General features: G+C 33.0%; 30 protein-coding genes and 2 pseudogenes. 25 read left to right on the top strand and 7 right to left on the bottom strand.

What is annotated here, in order from left to right; translation table 11 throughout:
* Positions 1-86 precede the first annotated feature (86 nt).
* Together QUF93_RS15600 and QUF93_RS15595 are read left to right on the top strand one after the other, a co-directional pair.
* Positions 87-1,292 (top strand): quaternary amine ABC transporter ATP-binding protein, encoded by a 1,206-nt coding sequence (locus QUF93_RS15600; RefSeq protein WP_289359370.1) that lies wholly within the window; start codon positions 87-89, stop codon positions 1,290-1,292.
* Positions 1,285-2,121, top strand: coding sequence for an ABC transporter permease (locus QUF93_RS15595; protein WP_001084760.1), 837 nt, complete (start codon positions 1,285-1,287; stop codon positions 2,119-2,121). The genes QUF93_RS15600 and QUF93_RS15595 overlap by 8 nt, the downstream gene beginning before the upstream one ends.
* Before the next feature lie 47 nt (positions 2,122-2,168).
* On the opposite strand, the gene QUF93_RS15590 is transcribed toward QUF93_RS15595, so the two are convergent.
* Positions 2,169-2,405, bottom strand: coding sequence for a hypothetical protein (locus QUF93_RS15590; RefSeq protein ID WP_000553349.1), 237 nt, complete (start codon positions 2,403-2,405; stop codon positions 2,169-2,171).
* Between the two features lie 215 nt (positions 2,406-2,620).
* On the opposite strand from QUF93_RS15590, the gene QUF93_RS15585 reads away from it, so the two are divergent.
* The 8 genes and pseudogenes from QUF93_RS15585 to QUF93_RS15550 all read left to right on the top strand — a co-directional run bounded on the left by QUF93_RS15585 (position 2,621) and on the right by QUF93_RS15550 (position 6,168).
* Positions 2,621-2,794: a glycine zipper domain-containing protein gene (locus QUF93_RS15585; protein ID WP_002119943.1), complete on the top strand. Its 174-nt coding sequence runs from the start codon at positions 2,621-2,623 to the stop codon at positions 2,792-2,794.
* Positions 2,795-2,901: 107 nt separating this feature from the next.
* Positions 2,902-3,402, top strand: a complete 501-nt coding sequence (locus QUF93_RS15580) for an HIT family protein (RefSeq protein ID WP_353050846.1) — start codon at positions 2,902-2,904, stop codon at positions 3,400-3,402.
* Complete coding sequence (locus QUF93_RS15575) at positions 3,386-4,210, top strand: PP2C family serine/threonine-protein phosphatase (RefSeq protein WP_289375977.1); 825 nt, start codon at positions 3,386-3,388, stop codon at positions 4,208-4,210. The genes QUF93_RS15580 and QUF93_RS15575 overlap by 17 nt, the downstream gene beginning before the upstream one ends.
* A gap of 29 nt (positions 4,211-4,239) precedes the next feature.
* Positions 4,240-4,602, top strand: a complete 363-nt coding sequence (locus tag QUF93_RS15570; RefSeq protein WP_002119939.1) for a DUF4181 domain-containing protein — start codon at positions 4,240-4,242, stop codon at positions 4,600-4,602.
* 61 nt (positions 4,603-4,663) lie between these two features.
* Positions 4,664-4,816 carry a hypothetical protein gene (locus tag QUF93_RS29045; RefSeq protein WP_289359366.1) on the top strand — a complete coding sequence of 51 codons (153 nt, stop codon included), beginning with the start codon at positions 4,664-4,666 and terminating at the stop codon, positions 4,814-4,816.
* Between the two features lie 83 nt (positions 4,817-4,899).
* A pseudogene (locus QUF93_RS15560) lies at positions 4,900-5,262 on the top strand (NUDIX domain-containing protein); the annotation flags it as partial.
* A gap of 14 nt (positions 5,263-5,276) precedes the next feature.
* Positions 5,277-5,660, top strand: coding sequence for a DUF4181 domain-containing protein (locus QUF93_RS15555; RefSeq protein ID WP_289375680.1), 384 nt, complete (start codon positions 5,277-5,279; stop codon positions 5,658-5,660).
* 127 nt (positions 5,661-5,787) lie between these two features.
* Positions 5,788-6,168, top strand: coding sequence for a DUF4181 domain-containing protein (locus QUF93_RS15550; RefSeq protein WP_289375678.1), 381 nt, complete (start codon positions 5,788-5,790; stop codon positions 6,166-6,168).
* A gap of 223 nt (positions 6,169-6,391) precedes the next feature.
* On the opposite strand, the gene QUF93_RS15545 is transcribed toward QUF93_RS15550, so the two are convergent.
* Positions 6,392-7,237 carry an oxidoreductase gene (locus QUF93_RS15545; RefSeq protein ID WP_289359363.1) on the bottom strand — a complete coding sequence of 282 codons (846 nt, stop codon included), beginning with the start codon at positions 7,235-7,237 and terminating at the stop codon, positions 6,392-6,394.
* Between the two features lie 247 nt (positions 7,238-7,484).
* Between QUF93_RS15545 and QUF93_RS15540 the strand changes: the two genes are divergently transcribed.
* Positions 7,485-7,964 carry a DinB family protein gene (locus QUF93_RS15540; RefSeq protein WP_289375676.1) on the top strand — a complete coding sequence of 160 codons (480 nt, stop codon included), beginning with the start codon at positions 7,485-7,487 and terminating at the stop codon, positions 7,962-7,964.
* A gap of 170 nt (positions 7,965-8,134) precedes the next feature.
* Here QUF93_RS15540 and QUF93_RS15535 read toward each other — a convergent pair whose 3' ends face one another.
* Positions 8,135-8,728, bottom strand: coding sequence for a hypothetical protein (locus QUF93_RS15535; RefSeq protein WP_289375674.1), 594 nt, complete (start codon positions 8,726-8,728; stop codon positions 8,135-8,137).
* Positions 8,729-8,948: 220 nt separating this feature from the next.
* Between QUF93_RS15535 and QUF93_RS15530 the strand changes: the two genes are divergently transcribed.
* The gene (locus QUF93_RS15530) at positions 8,949-9,602 is read left to right on the top strand and encodes a DUF4085 family protein (RefSeq protein WP_289375672.1); all 654 of its coding nucleotides are present in this window, start codon (positions 8,949-8,951) and stop codon (positions 9,600-9,602) included.
* Positions 9,603-9,697: 95 nt separating this feature from the next.
* Here the strand turns inward: QUF93_RS15530 and QUF93_RS15525 are convergent, their stop codons facing one another.
* Positions 9,698-10,189 carry a hypothetical protein gene (locus QUF93_RS15525; RefSeq protein ID WP_289359360.1) on the bottom strand — a complete coding sequence of 164 codons (492 nt, stop codon included), beginning with the start codon at positions 10,187-10,189 and terminating at the stop codon, positions 9,698-9,700.
* A 251-nt stretch (positions 10,190-10,440) separates the two neighbouring features.
* Between QUF93_RS15525 and QUF93_RS15520 the strand changes: the two genes are divergently transcribed.
* From QUF93_RS15520 to QUF93_RS15485, 7 genes and pseudogenes are all read left to right on the top strand, one after another.
* Entirely contained in the window at positions 10,441-11,211 is a 771-nt protein-coding gene (locus tag QUF93_RS15520) for a DeoR/GlpR family DNA-binding transcription regulator (protein WP_289375669.1), read from the top strand.
* A gap of 12 nt (positions 11,212-11,223) precedes the next feature.
* On the top strand, positions 11,224-11,820 hold the full coding sequence (locus QUF93_RS15515) for a GNAT family N-acetyltransferase (RefSeq protein ID WP_289375667.1): 597 nt from the start codon (positions 11,224-11,226) through the stop codon (positions 11,818-11,820).
* Positions 11,793-12,131, top strand: a complete 339-nt coding sequence (locus QUF93_RS15510; protein ID WP_289375664.1) for an NIPSNAP family protein — start codon at positions 11,793-11,795, stop codon at positions 12,129-12,131. Before QUF93_RS15515 ends, QUF93_RS15510 begins: the two co-directional genes overlap by 28 nt.
* Before the next feature lie 17 nt (positions 12,132-12,148).
* Positions 12,149-12,322: a hypothetical protein gene (locus QUF93_RS15505; RefSeq protein ID WP_289375662.1), complete on the top strand. Its 174-nt coding sequence runs from the start codon at positions 12,149-12,151 to the stop codon at positions 12,320-12,322.
* A 215-nt stretch (positions 12,323-12,537) separates the two neighbouring features.
* A pseudogene (locus QUF93_RS15495) lies at positions 12,538-12,868 on the top strand (helix-turn-helix domain-containing protein); the annotation flags it as partial.
* Positions 12,869-12,983: 115 nt separating this feature from the next.
* Positions 12,984-13,229, top strand: coding sequence for a DUF3977 family protein (locus QUF93_RS15490; protein ID WP_002119911.1), 246 nt, complete (start codon positions 12,984-12,986; stop codon positions 13,227-13,229).
* Positions 13,230-13,250: 21 nt separating this feature from the next.
* The gene (locus QUF93_RS15485) at positions 13,251-13,490 is read left to right on the top strand and encodes a DUF3953 domain-containing protein (RefSeq protein WP_002119909.1); all 240 of its coding nucleotides are present in this window, start codon (positions 13,251-13,253) and stop codon (positions 13,488-13,490) included.
* Between the two features lie 28 nt (positions 13,491-13,518).
* On the opposite strand, the gene QUF93_RS15480 is transcribed toward QUF93_RS15485, so the two are convergent.
* Positions 13,519-14,298, bottom strand: a complete 780-nt coding sequence (locus QUF93_RS15480) for an arylamine N-acetyltransferase (RefSeq protein WP_002119907.1) — start codon at positions 14,296-14,298, stop codon at positions 13,519-13,521.
* Positions 14,299-14,390: 92 nt separating this feature from the next.
* On the opposite strand from QUF93_RS15480, the gene QUF93_RS15475 reads away from it, so the two are divergent.
* On the top strand, positions 14,391-14,828 hold the full coding sequence (locus QUF93_RS15475) for an NUDIX hydrolase (RefSeq protein WP_002119904.1): 438 nt from the start codon (positions 14,391-14,393) through the stop codon (positions 14,826-14,828).
* Positions 14,829-14,863: 35 nt separating this feature from the next.
* On the opposite strand, the gene QUF93_RS15470 is transcribed toward QUF93_RS15475, so the two are convergent.
* Entirely contained in the window at positions 14,864-15,475 is a 612-nt protein-coding gene (locus QUF93_RS15470) for a TetR/AcrR family transcriptional regulator (RefSeq protein WP_289375660.1), read from the bottom strand.
* A 159-nt stretch (positions 15,476-15,634) separates the two neighbouring features.
* Between QUF93_RS15470 and kynU the strand changes: the two genes are divergently transcribed.
* From kynU to QUF93_RS15445, 5 genes are all read left to right on the top strand, one after another.
* Positions 15,635-16,921 carry a kynureninase gene (gene kynU / locus QUF93_RS15465; protein ID WP_289375659.1) on the top strand — a complete coding sequence of 429 codons (1,287 nt, stop codon included), beginning with the start codon at positions 15,635-15,637 and terminating at the stop codon, positions 16,919-16,921.
* Between the two features lie 2 nt (positions 16,922-16,923).
* Positions 16,924-17,553 carry an arylformamidase gene (kynB, locus tag QUF93_RS15460; RefSeq protein ID WP_289375658.1) on the top strand — a complete coding sequence of 210 codons (630 nt, stop codon included), beginning with the start codon at positions 16,924-16,926 and terminating at the stop codon, positions 17,551-17,553.
* A 32-nt stretch (positions 17,554-17,585) separates the two neighbouring features.
* Entirely contained in the window at positions 17,586-18,425 is an 840-nt protein-coding gene (gene kynA, locus QUF93_RS15455; RefSeq protein WP_033711859.1) for a tryptophan 2,3-dioxygenase, read from the top strand.
* A 126-nt stretch (positions 18,426-18,551) separates the two neighbouring features.
* Positions 18,552-19,469 carry a serine hydrolase domain-containing protein gene (locus tag QUF93_RS15450; protein WP_289375657.1) on the top strand — a complete coding sequence of 306 codons (918 nt, stop codon included), beginning with the start codon at positions 18,552-18,554 and terminating at the stop codon, positions 19,467-19,469.
* Positions 19,470-19,489: 20 nt separating this feature from the next.
* A complete protein-coding gene (locus QUF93_RS15445) occupies positions 19,490-20,113 on the top strand; it encodes a Pr6Pr family membrane protein (RefSeq protein ID WP_289375656.1) in 624 nt (207 codons plus the stop codon).
* 66 nt (positions 20,114-20,179) lie between these two features.
* Here QUF93_RS15445 and QUF93_RS15440 read toward each other — a convergent pair whose 3' ends face one another.
* The gene (locus QUF93_RS15440) at positions 20,180-20,512 is read right to left on the bottom strand and encodes a DUF3889 domain-containing protein (RefSeq protein ID WP_002119887.1); all 333 of its coding nucleotides are present in this window, start codon (positions 20,510-20,512) and stop codon (positions 20,180-20,182) included.
* Positions 20,513-20,605 lie beyond the last annotated feature (93 nt).

Raw genomic sequence — 20,605 nt, 5'->3', positions numbered from 1 at the left:
AAAGCTTATGAATGTCATTTTTATGTAATATTTCTTTGCAAAATCGCAACACTATGTAAATAGATGGGTAGAAAAGGAGTAGTGACATGGATAATACAAAGGTACGTGTTGAAAACGTAACAAAAGTATTTGGGAAACACCCGCAAAGAGCCATTACCTTATTAAAAGAAGGAAAAAGTAAATCGGAAATTTTAAAAGAGACAGGAATGAACGTTGGTGTGAAAAAGGCAACGTTTGAAGTATACACTGGAGAAATTTTCGTTATTATGGGTTTATCCGGTAGCGGGAAATCTACGTTAGTTCGAATGCTAAATCAATTAATTAAACCAACAGCAGGACATATATACATAGATGGTGAAGACATCGCAACGATGGGAAAAGAAGAATTGCGAAGAGTAAGAAGGACAAAAATGAGTATGGTTTTTCAGAAGTTTGCTTTATTTCCACATCGTACGGTAATACAAAATGTTGCATATGGTTTAGAAATACAAGGAGTTCCAGTAGAAGAGCGAGAGGAAAAAGCGTTAGAGTCACTCCAGTTAGTAGGACTTGATCATCATAAAGATAATTACCCAAGTCAACTTAGTGGCGGGATGCAACAACGAGTTGGTATTGCAAGAGCGCTTACGAATAATCCAGATGTATTACTAATGGACGAGTCATTTAGTGCATTAGACCCACTTATTCGAAAAGAAATGCAAGATGAGTTATTAGAACTTCAAGATAAAATGGAGAAAACCATTATTTTTATTACGCATGATTTAGATGAAGCGCTTCGAATTGGGGATCGTATTGCATTAATGAAAGATGGCGAAATTGTCCAAATTGGAACACCAGAAGAAATTATGATGAGCCCTGCAAATGAATTTGTAGAGAAGTTTGTTGCGGACGTGAATTTAGGTAAAGTTATTACTGCGGAATCAATTTTAAAAAGACCAGAAACATTACTCATTGATCGTGGACCACGTGTAGCGCTACAAATCATGAGAAATGCAGGTGTTTCTACAGTATATGTTGTAAACAAAAAGTATGAGTTTTTAGGTATATTAACTGCAGATGATGCAAGTAAAGCAGTACAAAAACAGTGGCCGATTGCTGATTTATTACTTAACGATATTCCGCATGTTTATTTAGATACTTTACTTGAGGAAACGTATGCAAAAATGGCGGAAATGAAATATCCGTTACCCGTAATTGATGAGAAGAAAAGGCTAAGAGGAATTATTAAACGTGAAAGTGTCATTCAAGCTCTTGCAGGTAACATTGAGGAAGAGGTGAAAGACGATGAATAGTATACCGCGTATTCCATTAGGAGAATGGGTCGACTCATTTGTTGCAAGTTTATATGAGCACTTTGAAGGCTTGTTCCGAGGGTTCTCATATATTATCGGCGGATTCGTTGATTTACTCACTAATTTTTTAACAATAATTCCAGCCATATTGATGATTATTATCCTATGTTTCCTCATTTGGTACACTACGAGAAAATTATCTTTAGTCATTTTTACGCTCATCGGATTATTATTTATTTTAAATATTAACTATTGGGCACAAACGATGCAAACATTAGCACTCGTACTTACGTCTGTTATTATTTCAATTATTGTCGGAATTCCAATTGGCATTTTAGCATCTCAAAATGAACGTTTCTCAAAATTTTTAAAGCCGACATTAGATTTTATGCAAACAATGCCCGCATTCGTATATCTCATTCCCGCGATTACATTTTTCGGAGTGGGTGTAGTACCTGGGATTATTGCATCAGTAATCTTTGCAATGCCACCAACAATCAGATTTACAGACTTAGGAATTAGACAAGTTCCAGAAGATTTAATTGAAGCAGCGAATGCGTTTGGCTCTACCGCATCACAAAAACTATTTAAAGTACAATTACCGCTCGCAACTGGAACCATCATGGCTGGAGTGAATCAAAGTATTATGCTCTCATTATCAATGGTTGTAACAGCGTCACTTGTAGGAGCACCGGGACTTGGAGTTGATGTATACCGTTCTGTTACACAAGTTAATATCGGAATGGGATTTGAAGCTGGACTAGCTATCGTCGTGATTGCGATTATATTAGACCGAATTACACAAGGGTTTCATACAAAAAGAAAATAATTCAAAAAACACACTTTATACTACAAAGTGTGTTTTTTGAATTCGAATTACATACGAACAATAACAGAACCTCCAGCTGGTGCACAAACTTGGTTTTGCTGTTGTTCCATTGATTTAATTAAATGATTATTTTCTTCGATTAAAGAGATCAATTTAGCTAATTGGCTTTCAAGGCTTGCGATGCGCTGCATCATGTATTGAGAATCATAATGCAGTGTATTCCTTGCAGCGTGGGGCGAGTAAACATATTGTTGATTTAAATTTGGATTCCAATGAGGATGCATTTGAATCGTTCCTCCTTCAATGAATTACGGTTCTTTCTTATAGTAAATGCCTATGTATATGTAATGGTGACTTAAAAATCCTTTCAAATGAAGAGGATTATGTAGGGGGAATGGAAAAGTGGTAAAGTACATATTTTGGAAATTTTTAAGGGGGAAAGCAAATATATTAGGAGATAGTAACGTTCATGTAAATGGATATTATATGAGGAGAAATTATGAGAGGAGATGCTGTTGTGGCCAATAATAAAAAAAGAAATGATGCAATGGCAATCGGTGTCGCTATAGGTATTGTAATCGGTGTAGTACCTAGTTTATTTACTGATAATTTAGTAATTGGAATTGTCATTGGAATTGCAGTTGGAGTGGGAATTACGGTTTTGAGAAAGTAATGAGTTGCAAATTATTAAAATGAAATTTAATGTGAAAATTCCTAGTTTAAGAGATTGAATTTTCGGAATATAAAACCTATTTTTCCTTTTTTTATGATATTATATATATGAAAAGGATGATGATGAATATGTCAATAAACAATCAAGCAGAAAAAAACTGTTTCATTTGCGAAAAACATAAAGGAAACATTATAGTTCCAGGCGGTGCTATTTATGAAGACGATCTCATATACGTTGGACATGTCCATTGGGAAAAGGAAGAAACATATCTTGGTTACGTAATGATTGATATAAAAAGACATGTATCTGGTCTCGCTGAATTAACTGAAGACGAGGCAAAGGCATTTGGACTTATAACTAGTAGAGTAAGTAAAGCGTTAAAAGAAAGTGAGGGTGCAGAACATATTTACACCTTTGTTTCAGGTAATGGTGTACCACATATGCATATGCACATTATTCCGCGTTATCCGAATACACCAAAAGAGTTTTGGTCACCGACTGAAGTAGCAAATTGGATTGGTGCACCATATGGAGATTCAAAGAAAATTAAAAAACTATGCGAAAGAATACGAAAGTATATGGTAAATGAGTATGCATACAACAAATAATACACAATATTCGTGGGTTGGAAGTAGGGAAATGTGTTTAGGTGAAATCTCAGTTAAGCAATATGGTGATATTGTACTTGGTAAATACGGCGGGAATATAAGTGCCGGAGCAAAAAAGAATGAAGACGGTGCATTAGTTTGGTCGAATGGCGATTGGGAATTTACCATTATATTAGACGGACATAATAGCGCAGAAAGTGTTGATTTAGTAGTAAGCACAATTCAAGCAGAATATGAAAATATAAAAAGGATTATGAAAGAATCAATTGAAACAGTATTTCGATCAGTTGAAAATCATATCCTTACAATTTTTCAATCCGCCTCATTTAAAGAAAAGTGTCACAGAATTAAAGGTGAAACAGCTTGCTTAATATGTGTAAGAAAAGAGAATTATATATGGTGGTTATCTATTGGAGATTGTCTAGTTTATGTTTTTCATGATGAGTTATATAAATTAGGGCAATACGCACTAAATCAACGTCATTTTTACGAATGGATTGGTAATGTAAATACTTTTGATTTACCTGTTCCTTGTTATTCTTTAGGAGTTCGTGAATTACGCACTGGCAACAATCGAATTGTAATGGTGACAGATGGAGTATTAGAATGTGGGGAACGCCGATATGAAACTCCAGAAAATCTATATAGTGATATGAATAGAAATAATAAGGAACTTAAAGAAAATATTCACAATGTTTTAGAACATGTTCATCATCAATTAGGGCGAGATAGTGCCACAATTATTAGTTGGGACATTGAAAATAAAGGAAATGCTACGTATCCGAGTGATCAGCCGGAGAAAATCTAAACGATAAGGTAAAGGAGGCGATCTCTCTATTGCATGTGAAAGTAATTGTATTAGTTTTATGGATCATATTCTTATTTTTCTTAGAAAATATAGTGAGAAAAAGGCTAAATATACCGAAACAAAAAGGATGGAATAATAAATATGTGAACAAGTCTCATAAATGGGGAAACAGAATTATTATTTTTTCTTATATAGTGGTTATTATTATATGTTCTTCTCTTTCAAACCCCCTATACATGGGCTTTCTACCTTTTCTGTTTTTAATTACGTTATATAGTTTTGATGCATATATGGAATGGAAATATGACACGGAATCGAGGGAGTTCTTGATGTCCTTAGGTGGGGCTGTATCGTTAATGATAACAGGGCTGATTCTATATTTTCTTATTTAATACGTATTAATTACAGCCCTATAGCAATGTCATATAATGAGAAATTAAAGGGAGAAAAGAAATGAAAAGCCCTCGATTACGTGCAGAAGCAATGATTTTAAATGAAGATCATTCTAAAGTACTTGTTCAATGTGATGAGAACGAATCATTTTATCCCGCATTAACGGGCAGTAAGACTCCCACCTCAAAAAAACGGCTGATGCAAAGAAGTTAGGTGGGAGATCAACTGCCCGTAAACGCCCGATTGGTTCAACTAATAATCATTGATGGGGAACAAAATCCCCAATGATTAAAGTTTCACTTTATCGTTTTCCAGGTGGATCCATTGAATTTGCTGAAACAGCAAAAGAAACAATAACACGAGAACTACTGGAAGAATATAATTTAAAAGTTTTTGTTCAAGAATTAGCTGTTGTAAATGAGAATATTTTTGAATGGAACGGAGAAAAGGGACATCACTGTACATTAATACATTGGGGAACTGTTCGAGAAGTCGTTACAAATGAAATAAGGCACAAAGAGCATGAGGATATTATGTTAATTTGGAAAAGTATAGAGGAATTAAAGGCAAAGCCGACATACCCTGAAGGAATCTTAAGTTATTTAGAAGAGAATAACCGTAATATCGTCCACTTTATTTTTAATAATTCAATGAAGTAATAGGAGGAGTGGTAATGGGAACTTCTACTTTTTGGATTATAAGTATTGTTTTTTGTATAGCTGTCTATTTTTTTGATAAGTTTTTAAGAAAAAAATTGAATATGCCTAAGATAGGTTTTTGGGGATATAAAAAACATGTAAATAGTTTACATAAAAAATTGGAAATAGGACTATTTTTTATTTATTTAATAACTAGTTTTATTTTTATCTTTAAATTCGAAAGTGTTAATATTGCTTATGTCATTTTCCCTTATTTAGGTGGTACGTTGATCTTGAGAGCATGGATGGAATGGAAGTATGATAGAGAATCGAAAGATTATATATTTTCACTAATTGGAGTATTTACATTTGGTTTTATGACTTCGATGCTATTTTACTTTTTTCCATCTGCTGCATAATAAAATGATTATTGATGGTGCAAATAATGAGATACCTTGAAGGGGATGTAAATTATTTAGAAGAGAATAACTGTCATGTAATCCACTTTATTTTAGATAATTCAATGTAGTAATAGGGGGAATAACAATGGGAAACTCTACTATATGGATTATTATTATTGGAGTTTGTATAGTTGGTTATTTTCTAGAAAAGTTATTAAGAAAAAAGTTGAATATGCCAAAGAGAGGTTTTTGGGGCTATAAGCATGTAAATAGTTTACATGTGAAATTGGAAATAGGTTTGTTTATTATATATTTGATAACTAGTTTTATTTATCTTACTACTTTTGAAAATTCAAATGCAGGATATGCTTTTTTTACTTTTTTTGTAACGCTCTGGGTTTTAAGAGCGTGGATGGAATGGAAATATGATAGAGAATCGAAAGAATATATTCTTTCAATAATTGCATTGGTTGTAATTGTTTTAATGGTTTCAATACTATTTTACTTCGTTCCAACTGCTGCATAACGATATAATTATTGATGTAAGAATTATAAGGGGATGGATTAGGTTGGATTTAAACGTGATTTTAGAATGGATTCATGAAAAATGTGAAGAGCAATCACTTATAATAATTGGTATCGATGGTACGATTAATGCGATAACTAATTGATAAGCAACCATTTATCTATGTGTAAATGGTTGCTTATCATGTGTATGAAGTTCGGTCTTCGCAGTTTAATCATTTATATTACATTTTCTTAAAGCTTCTCAAAACAAGGTACTCCCACAATCTCCAAGGAAGAATCTTCTTCACAAAAATCATGAATTTTACACCTTTTCCAATCGGATATCGTAATGTAGTACGTCTTGCTTCAGCAATTTCAACAATTTTATTGGCAACATCTACTGGATTACCAAATGTATCACTACCGTTATTAATATGTTTTTGTATTTTAACCATATATTCTTTGTAAGGAGAGGTAGTATCAGGTTGATTTTCAGCTAGTTGTTTACCAACTTCCCAAATGTTCGTGTTATAAGAACCAGGTTCAACTAAAGCAACATCTATTCCGAAAGGTTTTACTTCCAAGCGAAGCGATTCACTCCAGCCTTCTAATGCATATTTTGAAGATACATAAGGGGATAAACCAGGGAACCCGACTTGACCGCTAATGCTGCTTATATTAATGATTTTTCCACTTTTCTGTTCTCTCATATATGGTAAAACAAGCTGAGTGATTGATATAGCTCCAAAAAGATTCGTTTCAAATTGTTTACGGTATTCCTCTACTGGAATTTCTTCTACAAAGCCTCCATTTGCATATCCTGCATTATTTATAAGGAGGTCTACTTTGTTTATTTCTTTTAAAAATAATTGGAAGTTATGTATAGAATTTTGATCTGTCACATCTAATTGCTGAACTTTTATATTTTGTTGTAAGTTGAGTTTAGTAGCTTGAGATAGTAAGTTTACTTGCTTTTCAAGGTTTCTCATTGTAGCGATAACTAAATAATCTTTTTTTGCAAGTTCAAGCGTCGTTAATAGTCCGAATCCACTTGATGCCCCTGTAATAACCGCGATTTTTTTATTCATTTGTCGCTCGCTTTCTTTTTCTTTTATCATAACGAGTTGTAAGGAGAAAATCTATTAACCTTACATATTGTTTATATATATATATTCGTTTTATTTCTATATTTTAGGAACTTATTTATTATTAAAGTGCTGATTGATTCTTAATTTACACATGTATGGAATGGTTTTGAAAGAAGGGAATTGTACCGCATCACCGTATATAGAGTAGAGAGTATAATATAAAAGTTGATGAAATGGAGGAAGAAAAATGGTCCATGCGAAAGATGTATTAGCAGATCAGTTATTAGCAAATGCGAATGATCCCAGTTGGTATATTCCATTTTCAGATGCAGTAAAAGATTTATCTGAGAGAGAAGCGTTCTGGAAACCGAATGAAGAGTGTAATAGTATAGCTGAAATTGTACAACATTTACTTTATTGGAACTCGACGTGGCAAAAAAGGTACAAAGAATCAAATGTTAATGCTGTGCCTGCTATTGGAGATAATAACAAAAGTTTTATGTTATCGGATAATCAAACATTTGAAGAGTTAAGAGAAAAACTATTAGAGAAACTGTTACAATGGCAAAATCTCATAAATGAAGAAAAGATTGAAAGTGATGTAGTTGGATTTCCTGTATCGGCGAAGTGGTGGGAAGTACTAGCTAATGTAACAACCCATAATGCATATCATATTGGTCAAATTATATACATTCGGAAATTACAGAAGAGTTTTGATAATGAATAGTGTAATGATTCTCTAATTTATCTAGAGCAATCCATGAAGCATTATTGCATGCTTGAAAGTAGAAAGACCAGTCTAAAATGGCTGGTCTTTCTACTTACTATTAATATTTAAGTAACAATTAAAACTGTATAAAACTTTAGTGCCACATATTCAATTGAAAAGATCTGTTACTATTTGATTTCAATCGCTGAAGTAATATCGTTCCAATCCGCAGCTAAATTAGCAGTTTTACCATACCAATCAGAGTGTCTAAAGGAGACACCTTTTCCATATCCTTGTGTTGAAGTATGTTCCCATAGTGTCGTTGAATAGCTTGCAGAAGGTGATGCTGTACTTACAGAAGAAATTCTGTCGTTCCAGCTAGATGGTAAGTTTTTAAAGCCGCTGCTCCAGTAAATATATTGGCCACCTTTATCTTTATGTTCATAAAAATCAGTACTACCAGCACCACTACCTAAAGGGTTAATTTGATTTTTAAGTGCCTTTTTATCTTTTTCAATAAAAACATTCAATGCTTCTCTGTTAGTAAATCCGTAAGCTAACCAATCTCCATTTTCATTTTGTTTAGGTAGTACCATAGTAATTTGGATGTCTTTTTTTGATTGATCGCTTAATTTTGCAAATGAACTAACATTCTTTTCATCAACTTTTAAATAATCAAATGTTTTAATTGTATAATCTTTTTCTGCAGCACTTACTACTCCTAATCCTCCAGTTAATGCAAAACCTGCTACTAATGTCCCTGCTACTAATTTCTTCAACATATAACCATCCCTTTTTGTTTAGATTTTTGTACAGGTAAAACTTGTACATATAAAATGTATTCCAATTATGTATTATTGTAAATATTCTGAAGTTTTAGAAATAATAGGCGGAATATTTACAGTTTTACATTTATTCTTTAGAAAAAACGGTTATTGGAATGATATAATAAGTGGATATATTGTTTTTATTGGATGTTAAAATATTTTAGGAGAAATGTCATTGAAATATTTCACAAAAGATTGGTATAAAGAAATGCAAGTGTCTGGATTTTTAATTTTCTCAGAAACATTAAATGAATGGGAAGAGATTTTGCGAGAGAGCGAAAAGGCGGGAATGGATTATAAGCAAAGTTTGAAAGAAGATGTGGAAGAAAAGAAAGAAGATTTATTAAAGTTTCTTCCGAAGTCACTACATCCGTATATTCATGACAACATAATTAATTCAGAATATCCATCGAAAAAATTAAAGAAACTTATGCTTGAGTGGATAGAGGAATATGAGAAAAGAAAGAATGATTTAGAACAAGCTTATATAGAAAATTTTAATTATATAAAAGAAAAACTCACACAGAATGTTGTTCAACTACATGAATACTCACTACATGATAGTGTAGTCAAATCAGTAGAGAGAAGATCAAAAGATACGCTAATTATAACTTTAGATTGCAGTGGTAGTTTTAGTGATTTTGAAAAGCTTCGACTTACTTTTAAAGGAGTTACGGGATGTTCTATGCCGAAAAAATTTGAAGGTGCTTGGTGGCTGTGTCATGAAATAGAACTTACTGAAGATGGATTTGAATTGGGTGTGTTATTTGATTGCCCATTTGAAGAAGTAACGATTTGTGCAAAAGATATATTGCTTGAGAAAAAATAACTTAGTTATTTGTATATTAATTTATAATAAAGAGATTTTCTTTAGCTGAAGTTTACAAGTTCAATAACAAAAAAACAGTCATTTAAGACTGTTTTTTATTTAGATACCAAATTATCAAGCTTCCAATATGTATCTGTTAACGGCGCAACTTTGCTATCAATGTACAAATACATATTATTTAAATCTTTTGGTGAAGTTTTCATATTAAATTCAATGTCAGTAGTTAAAGAGAACTCAGATGGAACTTTTTTAGCATTCTCATTTTGTATAAATTCACCATCGTATTTTTCACCAGTTTTTTCATCTTTTATGAAATATTTTATTTCTGAAAGATCTATCGTTTGCCCGTCAGCACGAGCATTATTAATTGTAACACGAGCTGTAAGACGCCACTCTTTGTCTATTTTTTCAAATTTTGCATTCTCAACTGTTGCTCTATAGTATTCGTTTTTAAATATTTCCCCATAGTGCATTGCATTCTTTTCGAGAGTGCTTTTTTCTTGTTTTGGTGTAGCATTTCCACTACATCCTGCCATTATTCCTGTAAATAATAATGCTGTACAAGTTACTTTAATTAAAGGTTTCATAGTAATTCCTTTCTGTATTAAAAAGTAAAACATAGGAATAATTTTACATCAACAAGGGGATAAATAGAAGCCTTTTAGTAGAATATGCAAATGTGCATTTATTCGGAGTTAAAGTTAACAAAATAGAAAGAGAGGGAAAACCTGCATAAAGACGGAAGAAAAAGGATTGAAAATATTGTGAAACGGAAGAAACGTGCATATAATTAACATATAGTTTAAATTTCAGAATTTTCAATAACGGTGGTGATAACATGTTCACTGAAGAACGTAGAGAGAAAATTTTAGAATTGCTTAAAAAAGAAGGAAGAGTAATCGCAAAGGATCTTGCGGAAAGATTCGATATGTCTATCGATTCTATAAGAAGAGATTTGTCAATAATGGAGAATGGTGGCTTATTACGAAGAACGCATGGGGGGGCCATTGACCTTACTCGAGTGAAAAATTTAGCTGTGGAACCATCTAAACGTTATAGTGATAGTTCAATATATGAGGACGCAATCGCAAAAGAAGCTGCTTCTTATATAAAAGAAGGCAATTCAATTTTTATTGGTGGAGCTTCTATTCATTATGCAATGCTAAAATATTTACCTGAAATATCGTTTACAGTTATTACGAATTCCATAGAAATAGCTAGTAAGTTACTGGAATATAAGAACATTGATACGTACTTAATTGGTGGCAAGGTGAAACCATCAGGAAATATGACGGATACACTTGCCTCTGAATTGATTAGTAGTTTTACTATTGATCTTTATTTTTCTACAGGTGGTGGCATTTCATTGCATGGTATAAGTACTGTAACACCGGAAGTTGCTTATTTTGGAAAAACAGTAAGTAAAATCGCTAGAAGGAATATTTGTTTAGCTCCTCATAATAAACTCGGAATAGACTGCTTTATAAAAGGAGAGTCACTGAAAGAAATTGCCCTTATAATAACAGATGAAGAGGCTAGTAAAGAGGCAATTCAAGAATTTGAGAAACAAGGTAAAGCAATTGTAATAGCGCCAATAGACTGCATTTAAAAGGAGTTTGAAATGATTATAAAAGGACAAGAGTTTCATATAAATGGATTAACTTATACAATTCGATCTGCGGCTGAAACAGACGCTAAGCAGTTATCAGAAATTAGAATTCAGATCGATGGAGAAACTGAAAATATGGACAGAGAAGCTGGAGAGGGATTTATCGATAAGATAGGGTTTCAAAAAATAATAAAAACAGATAGTGAAGAGAAGAAGAATCTCTTTTTAGTTGCAGAAGTGCACAATCGAATCGTTGGATTCTCAAGATGTGAAGGACCAAATTTGAAGAGATTATCTCATAAAGTAGAGTTTGGAGTTTGTATTTTAAAAGAGTTTTGGGGATATGGAATGGGTAAGATTCTATTGCAACAATCTATTCATTGGGCTGATGAAAATGAAGTGAAAAAGATATCATTACAAGTGTTAGAGATAAACCAAAAAGCCATTCATCTTTATAAAAAATTAGGTTTTGAAGTAGAAGGTATACTAAAAAATGATAAAAGGCTATCAGATGGTAAGTATTATAATACGGTAGTAATGGGAAGGTTTACTGATACTTTTCATAAAAGAGGTGAAGAAGTATGTTTTACAGAAGGAAGTACTATGTAGTAAAAAATGAATTCATTGAAATATTTAATGATCATTTCAGTGATACTAATTTACCTAATCAAATAAAATATGGTTCTCGTTTAATAGGACGCTGGATGAAAGATAATAATGATGGTACGACTGAAGTATTTGCAATATGGGAATATGATAGTTATGAAGATTATAAAGAAATTGAAATGAAAATTAGAAGTGATAAGATGCATGTTAAAAGAATACATGATTGGTATGAAAAACATGGCGGGGAAGAATATGTTTTACGAGAGTACATAATAGAGATGAAAAATGAAGAGTTACTATGTACTGTAAAGTGATGGAGGAGTGAAGCCTAATGAGAATTAGAACGAAATTATATATTAGCTTAGCAGCCACTATTTTATTCGCAATAGCGATGGTAGTTTTCTTTGTAAATAACAATCCGCAAAAGTGGTTTTGGTTATGTATTTTCTTTGGATCCATTATACAAAATATAGTGCTACTAAAAAAGAATAAAGAAGTGCATTAAGATATTCGAATTTTTAACATACTCATATTTTTTTCTAATTATGTTGAAAACACTATTTCTCCTGTTCGATTGAGTCTTCACATCCATATATGCTTGGCATGGTAACTTCAATTGCACATGCGATTGAACGTGAATGTAGCATTCAAATACGTCGAAACGAACTACATTTAATTCACCGCTTTATAGATGTAATTGATAGTGATGAACAAGTTGTTATTTGTAATCAATTTTTCACAGAATAAATGGCCAGGAAATATAAGAGAGTTATTAAATGTACTAGAGCGTATTTACATTTTGTTGTAAGGACGGGAAATATGCGAAAAACAAATATCATTATGATTACAAACAATGATGGGAAATCAACAGCAACTTGAATTACAAGCTGAAAATAAAATGGAACATACATTAAATTTCTTTGAAAAAACACAGTAAAATAGCATGATTGAAGCGTTGCAAAAGACGAACGGAAATGTTTCATTAGCTACAAAACTATTAGATGTGCCACGCAGTACATTTTATAAACGTATGCGAAAATTTAGGCTATAAAAGTAGATTTTTGTAATCTACTTTTTCTTTGTGGGCTCACGTTCTGTCGGAATGTGCGCTTCCCAGGGAAATAATAGAATAGTTAGAAAGAAGATTTCCTGAAGGGGGTTAGCGTGTGAAGTATATTGAAATTGGAATCGGGAATAGGTGGTTCGTTCGAACGGAAACTGAAAATAAAGATGGAACTGAATTTGAGGAACGAGGAATTATAAAACCTATTTATTTTGAGTCTTTATATGTACGAATTTGGTTTCGGAAAACGTGTTTTATTTTTGATACGAAAGAGGGCTTTAAGAAAGTAAGAAAAAGTAGAGCTGAGTATAAGTTTATTGTTGGAATGGTGAGTAGGTTAAAACAATAGAATCAAACAGGGGGTGTTTTTATGATTAGAATTATCACATTTATACTCGCTATTATTGTAATGGGCTATTCTATTTACAGTTGGAATGATGGTTCGAAGCAAAGTATGCTCATTTTACAATTACTTTTAGGTTTTATGCTTGCCGGTATGGGGATACAAAACGTTAAGAAGCATGAAAAAGAGAATAAGAATATGGGGTTGTTGCTTTTACTTACATCGCTATTTTGTATCATTGTAGCGCTAATAAAATATTTAAAATAAACTGTTACTTAACATATTGAGTAACAGTTTATTTTTTTGAAGTTTTCTCATTAAAAATTTCAGTAGCTATTTGGTACATTTTTTTATCAATACAAAATTTTTCTGTTATCCAATAAGTAAGTTCAGAAGAGGTAAGGCTATGTTCTCTTTTCTTACCTTGGAAATATCGTTTTAAAACATTATCATTAAGAGAAGTTGGAATGCCATCGATATAACCGAAAATTTGAATTTTCTTTAATACAGGAGAAGAATGCCAGTCATTAGAATTTTTAATGAGTTCTTTCATACTTGTTAGATGTATTGGCTCTGTATTTAAGATTTTTGCTGGACCAGGATCTCTAGTAATATGAATTTCCTTATTTGATACTTGATAAGCAAATGTTTCCCTTACATCACTTACTTGAAATGATTCATAAAGTGGAAATGCTTGAAATAAAGATGCACAGTAACCAACATCAACATAATAAGGTTGCTCTAAGTTAACACGTAAGCATAAATGCCCAGGATCCATATACATATACTGCACAGAAAAACCTAGATTTGATAATAGCCAATGAAATCCAATAGAATGCGTCCAACAAGTACCACCCATACCTTTAGTTGTAATTCGATTTATGTATGTCTTGATGGAAGGAAAGTAATTACCTGTTTTATTACCTTTTTCCCAGTCAATTATTTTAGTAAGAGTTTCCCACTTTACTTTCTCTTGATGAGCTTTAACAAGTTCATTTAAAAAATTTAAACTTACAGGCTTTTTTGTAACGGATAAAAACGATAGAAACTGATTTGTTAGTTTTTCTTGGGACATTTGATTTCCCTTTCTATATAGATGTTGATATTAATAATATTATATAATAATTGTTAGAAAATACAGTTATTTATAGAACGGGAGAGAATTATATGTCAATGTCGTTATATTATAAAAGACTTCGTGAAAAATTAGGAAATGAATTAATTTTAATGCCGAGTGTTGCTGCTGTTATTAAAAACGAGCAGGGGGAAATCTTATTTCAATATCCTGGAGGAGAATACTGGAGTTTGCCAGCAGGGGCAATCGAACCAGGAGAAACACCAGAAGAAGCAGTAGTCAGAGAAGTGTGGGAAGAAACAGGATTAAAAATAAAAGTGAAAAAAGAAAAAGGGGTATTTGGAGGGAAAGAGTTCCGTCATACATATTCGAATGGAGATCAAGTAGAGTATATTGTTGTTGTATTTGAGTGTGAAATTATCGGAGGCGGGTTAAAAGCAGTTGATGGAGAATCTTTAAAACTAAAATATTTCCCTTTATCTGAAAAGCCACCTTTAGCATTACCGTATCCCGATAAAATATTTTTATAGATGAAAAATAGCACACCTTATGAATAAAGGGTGTGCTATTTATATAGACCTGTCGTATATATCATTGTCAATGTATGTACAATTTCTTCTAACTCTAGTTCTTTATCATTTTGCACAATTGTCCAAAGAAATGTTTCATTCATCGCGAACCAACCACGTGCTACAATCTCTTTATTTAATTCAGGCTGCGCCAATCCACTTTCTTGAGAGTAAGTAATATCCTGTGTAATACTTTTTATAAAGCGTTCACGAATCTCATCCCATTTTTGACTTATCTCTCTTGATAATCCTATTGCTTCTTCGACAACTTGCAAGATAGCCCGTTCTTCTTCAGCTAATTGTAAGAATGCTCTAACTTGACTTTGAATCATATCACATGCTTCTAACTTTGTTTGAGGGAAAAAAGAGCGCTCGGCAATATCATAAAAGCGATTCATGACATCTTCCATTAAAACGATAAGGAGATCATCTTTGTTTTTAAAGTATACATATGCCGTTCCATAACCGGTTTCTGCATGTTTAATAATTTGCGTAATTGTAGTTTTCTGAAATCCGTTTTGTATAAAAATTGTGTAGCCAGAGTGTAAAAGTTTCTTTTTTGTTTCTAAGGAGCGGTGTTTTCTAGATGAAAGAATTGTATTTTTCAAAGAATCACCTCTTTATACTGAAATATCTGAAAATATAATTGTATTCTAAAAGAAGATGGCATATAAAGTCAACTGACATAATATCATTGACGTCATATCAACTAAAGTGATATATTTCAATTAGTTAGAATAAAAAGAAAATTAAAAGAAGGTGACACCATGTATAAAGAACCATTTCAACCAACTTATGAGTATGCGCTTGAATGTGATAAACATGATGAACTGAAAGATTTTCAAACTGAATTTTATAAAAAAGAAGGAACAATATATTTAGATGGTAACTCATTAGGGTTACTTTCGAAAAGAGCAGAAAAGTCGTTACTTACTTTGCTAGATTCATGGAAAGAATATGGAATTGATGGATGGACTGAAGGGGAACATCCTTGGTTTTTCCTTTCAGAAAATCTTGGGAAATTGACTGCACCTCTTATTGGAGCTTCACCGGAAGAGACAATTGTAACTGGTTCTACGACGACGAATATACACCAAGTTATTGCGACGTTTTATGAGCCGAAAGGAATACGTACAAAAATTCTTGCGGATGAATTAACGTTCCCGTCAGATATTTATGCGCTTCAAAGTCAAATTCGTTTAAAAGGATTAGATCCAGAGGAACATTTAGTTCAAGTAAAAAGTAGAGATGGTAGAACACTTTTAGAAGAAGATATTATTCATGCGATGACTGATGATATAGCTTTGATTTTATTACCTTCTGTCCTTTATAGAAGCGGACAAATTCTTGATATGAAACGTTTAACAGCGGAAGCTCATAAACGCGGCATACATATTGGATTTGATTTATGTCATTCAATTGGATCTATTCCGCACCATTTCAAAGAGTGGGATGTTGATTTCGCTGTATGGTGTAATTACAAATATTTAAATGCAGGACCTGGTGGTGTTGCAGGGTTATATGTGAATAAAAAGCATTTTAATAGACTTCCAGGATTGTCTGGCTGGTTTAGTTCTAGAAAAGATAAGCAATTTGATATGGAGCATTCATTAACTGCGGCTGACCATGCGGGAGCATACCAAATAGGGACTCCTCACGTATTAAGTACTGCACCATTAATTGGTTCTCTTGAGATTTTTAAAGAAGCTGGTATTGAGAGATTACGTGAAAAGTCATTACATATTACGAGATATATGCTTAATTTAATTGAACTTGAATTAAAAGGTTTCGAATTTACAATTGGAAATCCGTTAGAGGATGAAAAACGAGGCGGGCATATTTATTTAGAACATGCGGAAGCAGCGCGCATATGTAAAGCATTAAAAGCGAATGGAGTAATTCCAGATTTTAGGGCGCCAAACGGTGTGAGACTTGCGCCAGTTGCTTTATATAATACGTATGAGGAAGTATGGAAGTCCGTTCAAATTTTAAAGAAAATTATGAAAGATAAAGAGTATAAAAACTTCGAAAATAAGCGAGAGGTTGTGGCATAAGCATGAAGGAAACAGAATGGATTGATATTTCACAACCGCTAAATAATGAAATCGCGACTTGGCCAGGAGATACACCATTCTCGTATGAAGTTTCGTGGTCCAAAGAAGAGAGTGGCTCTGTAAATGTCGGAAAGTTAACGATGAGTATTCATACAGGTACTCATATTGATGCACCTTTTCATTTCGATAATGACGGTAAGAAGGTGTTAGATTTAGATATACATGTATATGTAGGTGTAGCAAGAGTTATCGATGTTTCAGGGATGGAGAGCATCGGAAAAAAAGAATTAGAAAACTTTAATTTAGAAGGTGTAGAACGATTGTTGTTACGTACATCTTCACATGGTAAAGCAAATGAATTCCCAGATGTAATTCCGCATTTACGCGCCGATATTGCACCGTTTCTTTCAGATAAGGGTATTCGTTTAATTGGAGTAGATGTACCATCAGTTGATCCATTAGATGATAAAGAACTAGCAGCGCACCATCAATTATTTAAACACGGAATTCACATTTTAGAAAATATCGTACTAGATCACGTAACAGACGGTGATTATGAACTAATAGCATTACCACTTGCGTTAACAGATGCAGATGGTAGTCCAGTTCGAGCAGTGATTAGACCAATATAAGTAGAAACATAAAAAAGGGGCGTTTGGCTAATATGAAGGAAAACGAAAAGGTAATTATGGAAAAAGGAATTCATACGGATTTTAAAGAAAACATGACGTACGGGGAGTATTTACAATTAGATAGTTTACTATCTTCTCAAAAGAGATTATCAGACCACCATGATGAAATGTTATTTATCGTTATTCACCAAGCGAGTGAGCTTTGGATGAAACTAATTTTACATGAACTGAATGCAGCAATTGAATCTATTAAAAATGATAAATTAGCACCAGCATTTAAAATGTTAGCACGCGTATCAAAAATCCAGTCGCAAATTATTCAATCTTGGGATATTCTTGCGACATTAACGCCATCAGAATATATTGAGTTCCGTGATTCACTTGGTCAGGCTTCCGGTTTTCAATCGTATCAATATCGAATGATTGAGTATGCACTTGGTTATAAAACACCACATGCATTAAAGATTTATGAAAAGGACCCAGAATTACATGCTCGTCTTCATAAAGCACTTCATTCACCAAGTTTGTATGATGTGGCGATACAAGCGCTTGTTAAAGAAGGATTCCCAATTCATAAAGATGTGTTAAATCGTGATATTACGCAGCCTTACGAAGAGGATGCGACTGTAGAAGCGGCTTGGATAGAAGTATATGCGGACGTGCAGAAATATTGGGATTTATATCAGCTTGCAGAGAAATTAATCGATATTGAAGACTGGCTACAACAATGGCGTTTCCGTCATATGAAAACGGTAGAACGAATTATTGGTCATAAAATGGGAACAGGTGGCTCTTCTGGCGTATCTTATTTAAAGCGAGTGCTTGATCAATGCTTCTTCCCAGAGCTTTGGAACGTTCGAACGAAATTATAAGAATAAACTTGTCAGCTGATAAAGGCTGGCAAGTTTATTTTTTTGTTTTAAAAACAAATATGATTTAATAGAGAGAATGAGATGAACAACAAATATTACATAATCATTTAGATGGAGGAAGATTTCTTGAATTTTGAACAGCTAGAAAGTAAATTCGAAAAGAAAAAAGTTAATACATTTCTTGTTTATCAAAAGGGTGAATTAACGACTGAGTATTATAAAACGATAGAATGTGCAAAAGACTTATATAAAATTAATTCGATTACAAAAAGTATCGTATCTATATTAATTGGTATCGCTTTTGATAAAGGGTATATAAACGATATACATACACCAGTGATAACATGGATTCCAAATGTACCAGAGGAAAAGAGAGAATTAACCCTTTATCATTTATTGACGATGACAACAGGAGAGGATTGGAAAGAGTTTGGGAATGGAGTCGTTTTCCCAAATGATTTTGTAGAATCAGACAACTGGGTGAATTACATTTTAGAAAAGCCGCTCATTGAAGAAATGGGTACGAAAATGAATTATAATTCAGGCTCTTCTCATTTACTTAGTTATATTATCCAAGAAGCAACTGGAATGTCGACAGAGCAGTTTGCGAAAAAATATTTATTTGAACCGTTAAACATTACGGAATATGAGTGGCAACAAGATCCGCAGAGTATATATGTTGGCGGGTTCGGCATGAAAATGAAATCTATAGACTTATTAAAGTTAGGAAAATTATGTTTGCAGAATGGATTTTGGAAGGGGAATGAGATTGTATCATCGCGTTGGTTAGAAGAATCAAGTACAGCTCTATTTGAAACGTATGAACATGTCGGGTCATATGGGTATCACTGGTGGGTATTACATAACGAAAGATTTCACATACCGTATTATATGTATTTTGCTATGGGATACGGAGGACAATACATTATTATCATTCCGCAGTTAGAGCTCGTAGCTGTTATTAGTAGTCACATGCCGAAACGTGGCCTCGTACCATTAAAGTTATTTATAGAGCATATAAAAGAGAATTCCAATCATAAATAAGAAGAGGAAGGGGGTGTTTTATGAGAAGTGCAAAAATGATAGCGATTTATAGACTGTTATTAAGTCTTCTAGCGTTTAGTGCACTTATTACTCAATTTGTTACAAGAGCACAAGTGAAACCGTTCAATCCAGTTAATTTTTTTAGTTACTTCACAATTGAAAGTAACATTTTAGTGGCGGTAATTCTTCTATTAAGTAGTTTGGGGACAGCCCTATTTGGACGTTCCGAGCAGTTTGGAGTTCTTCGCGGCGCAGCTACAGTATACATACTGACAACAGGACTTATTTATTTTTTGTTATTAAGGGGATTAGAAGAGTCACTTCAAACGCCGATACCGTGGGTAAATACTGTGCTCCATTACATCATGCCATTAGCAATGATTTTAGATTGGGTTATAAATCCACCTACGAAGAAAATCACGTGGAAACAAGCAACTAGTTGGCTAATTTTCCCGATTTTATATGTTATTTATAGCTTAATACGTGGTCCATTCGTTAATTGGTACCCATATCCGTTTCTCGATCCGAGAATAGGTGGATATGGGAAAGTACTTTTATATAGTATCGGAATAGCTGTTGTAATTGGAGTTATTTGTGGATTGGTGAAAATGTTAGGAAATCGATCTTTAAGTTTAAAACAATAACTTTCATTATTAAATGTGTATGAATAACCCCCTCTGTTTTAAACAAAACAGAGGGGGTTATTTGTTCTAACGACTTGTTTTCTGAAATGACATCTTTAAAAACTTCTCTGTTTTCGTATCGAATTCTACATCAACAAAAACACCATATTCTTTTCCATCCTCACGAAGCCACAATTTAAATTTTTCAACTGTTATTTGAACAGTTTTTGGTTTTCTACCTATATGAAGGTAATCAATAATCTCTGCTTTCGGATATTGTTCTTTCGTTTTTTCAACGGCCAGTTTACCCCATTTTGCATAGGGCGGCTGTGCGTGAACTATAGATGGACCAGTATATATATTTGAACATGTTGTTATTAAAAAAATTATAAATGCTGTACGTGTAATGAATTGCTTCATAATAAGCTCCTTTTACTCTTTTTGTATATTGTTTACATATTTCTTTAAGCATATAAGTTTGGATTTTTTTGACTTCTTTACATAAAAGCGAGG

The organism is Bacillus hominis, assembly GCF_030348325.1.
Classification (GTDB): Bacteria; Bacillota; Bacilli; order Bacillales; family Bacillaceae_G; genus Bacillus_A; species Bacillus_A hominis.
Note: the sequence above shows the minus strand (reverse complement) of the source record. Positions and strands in the feature narration are given on the sequence as shown.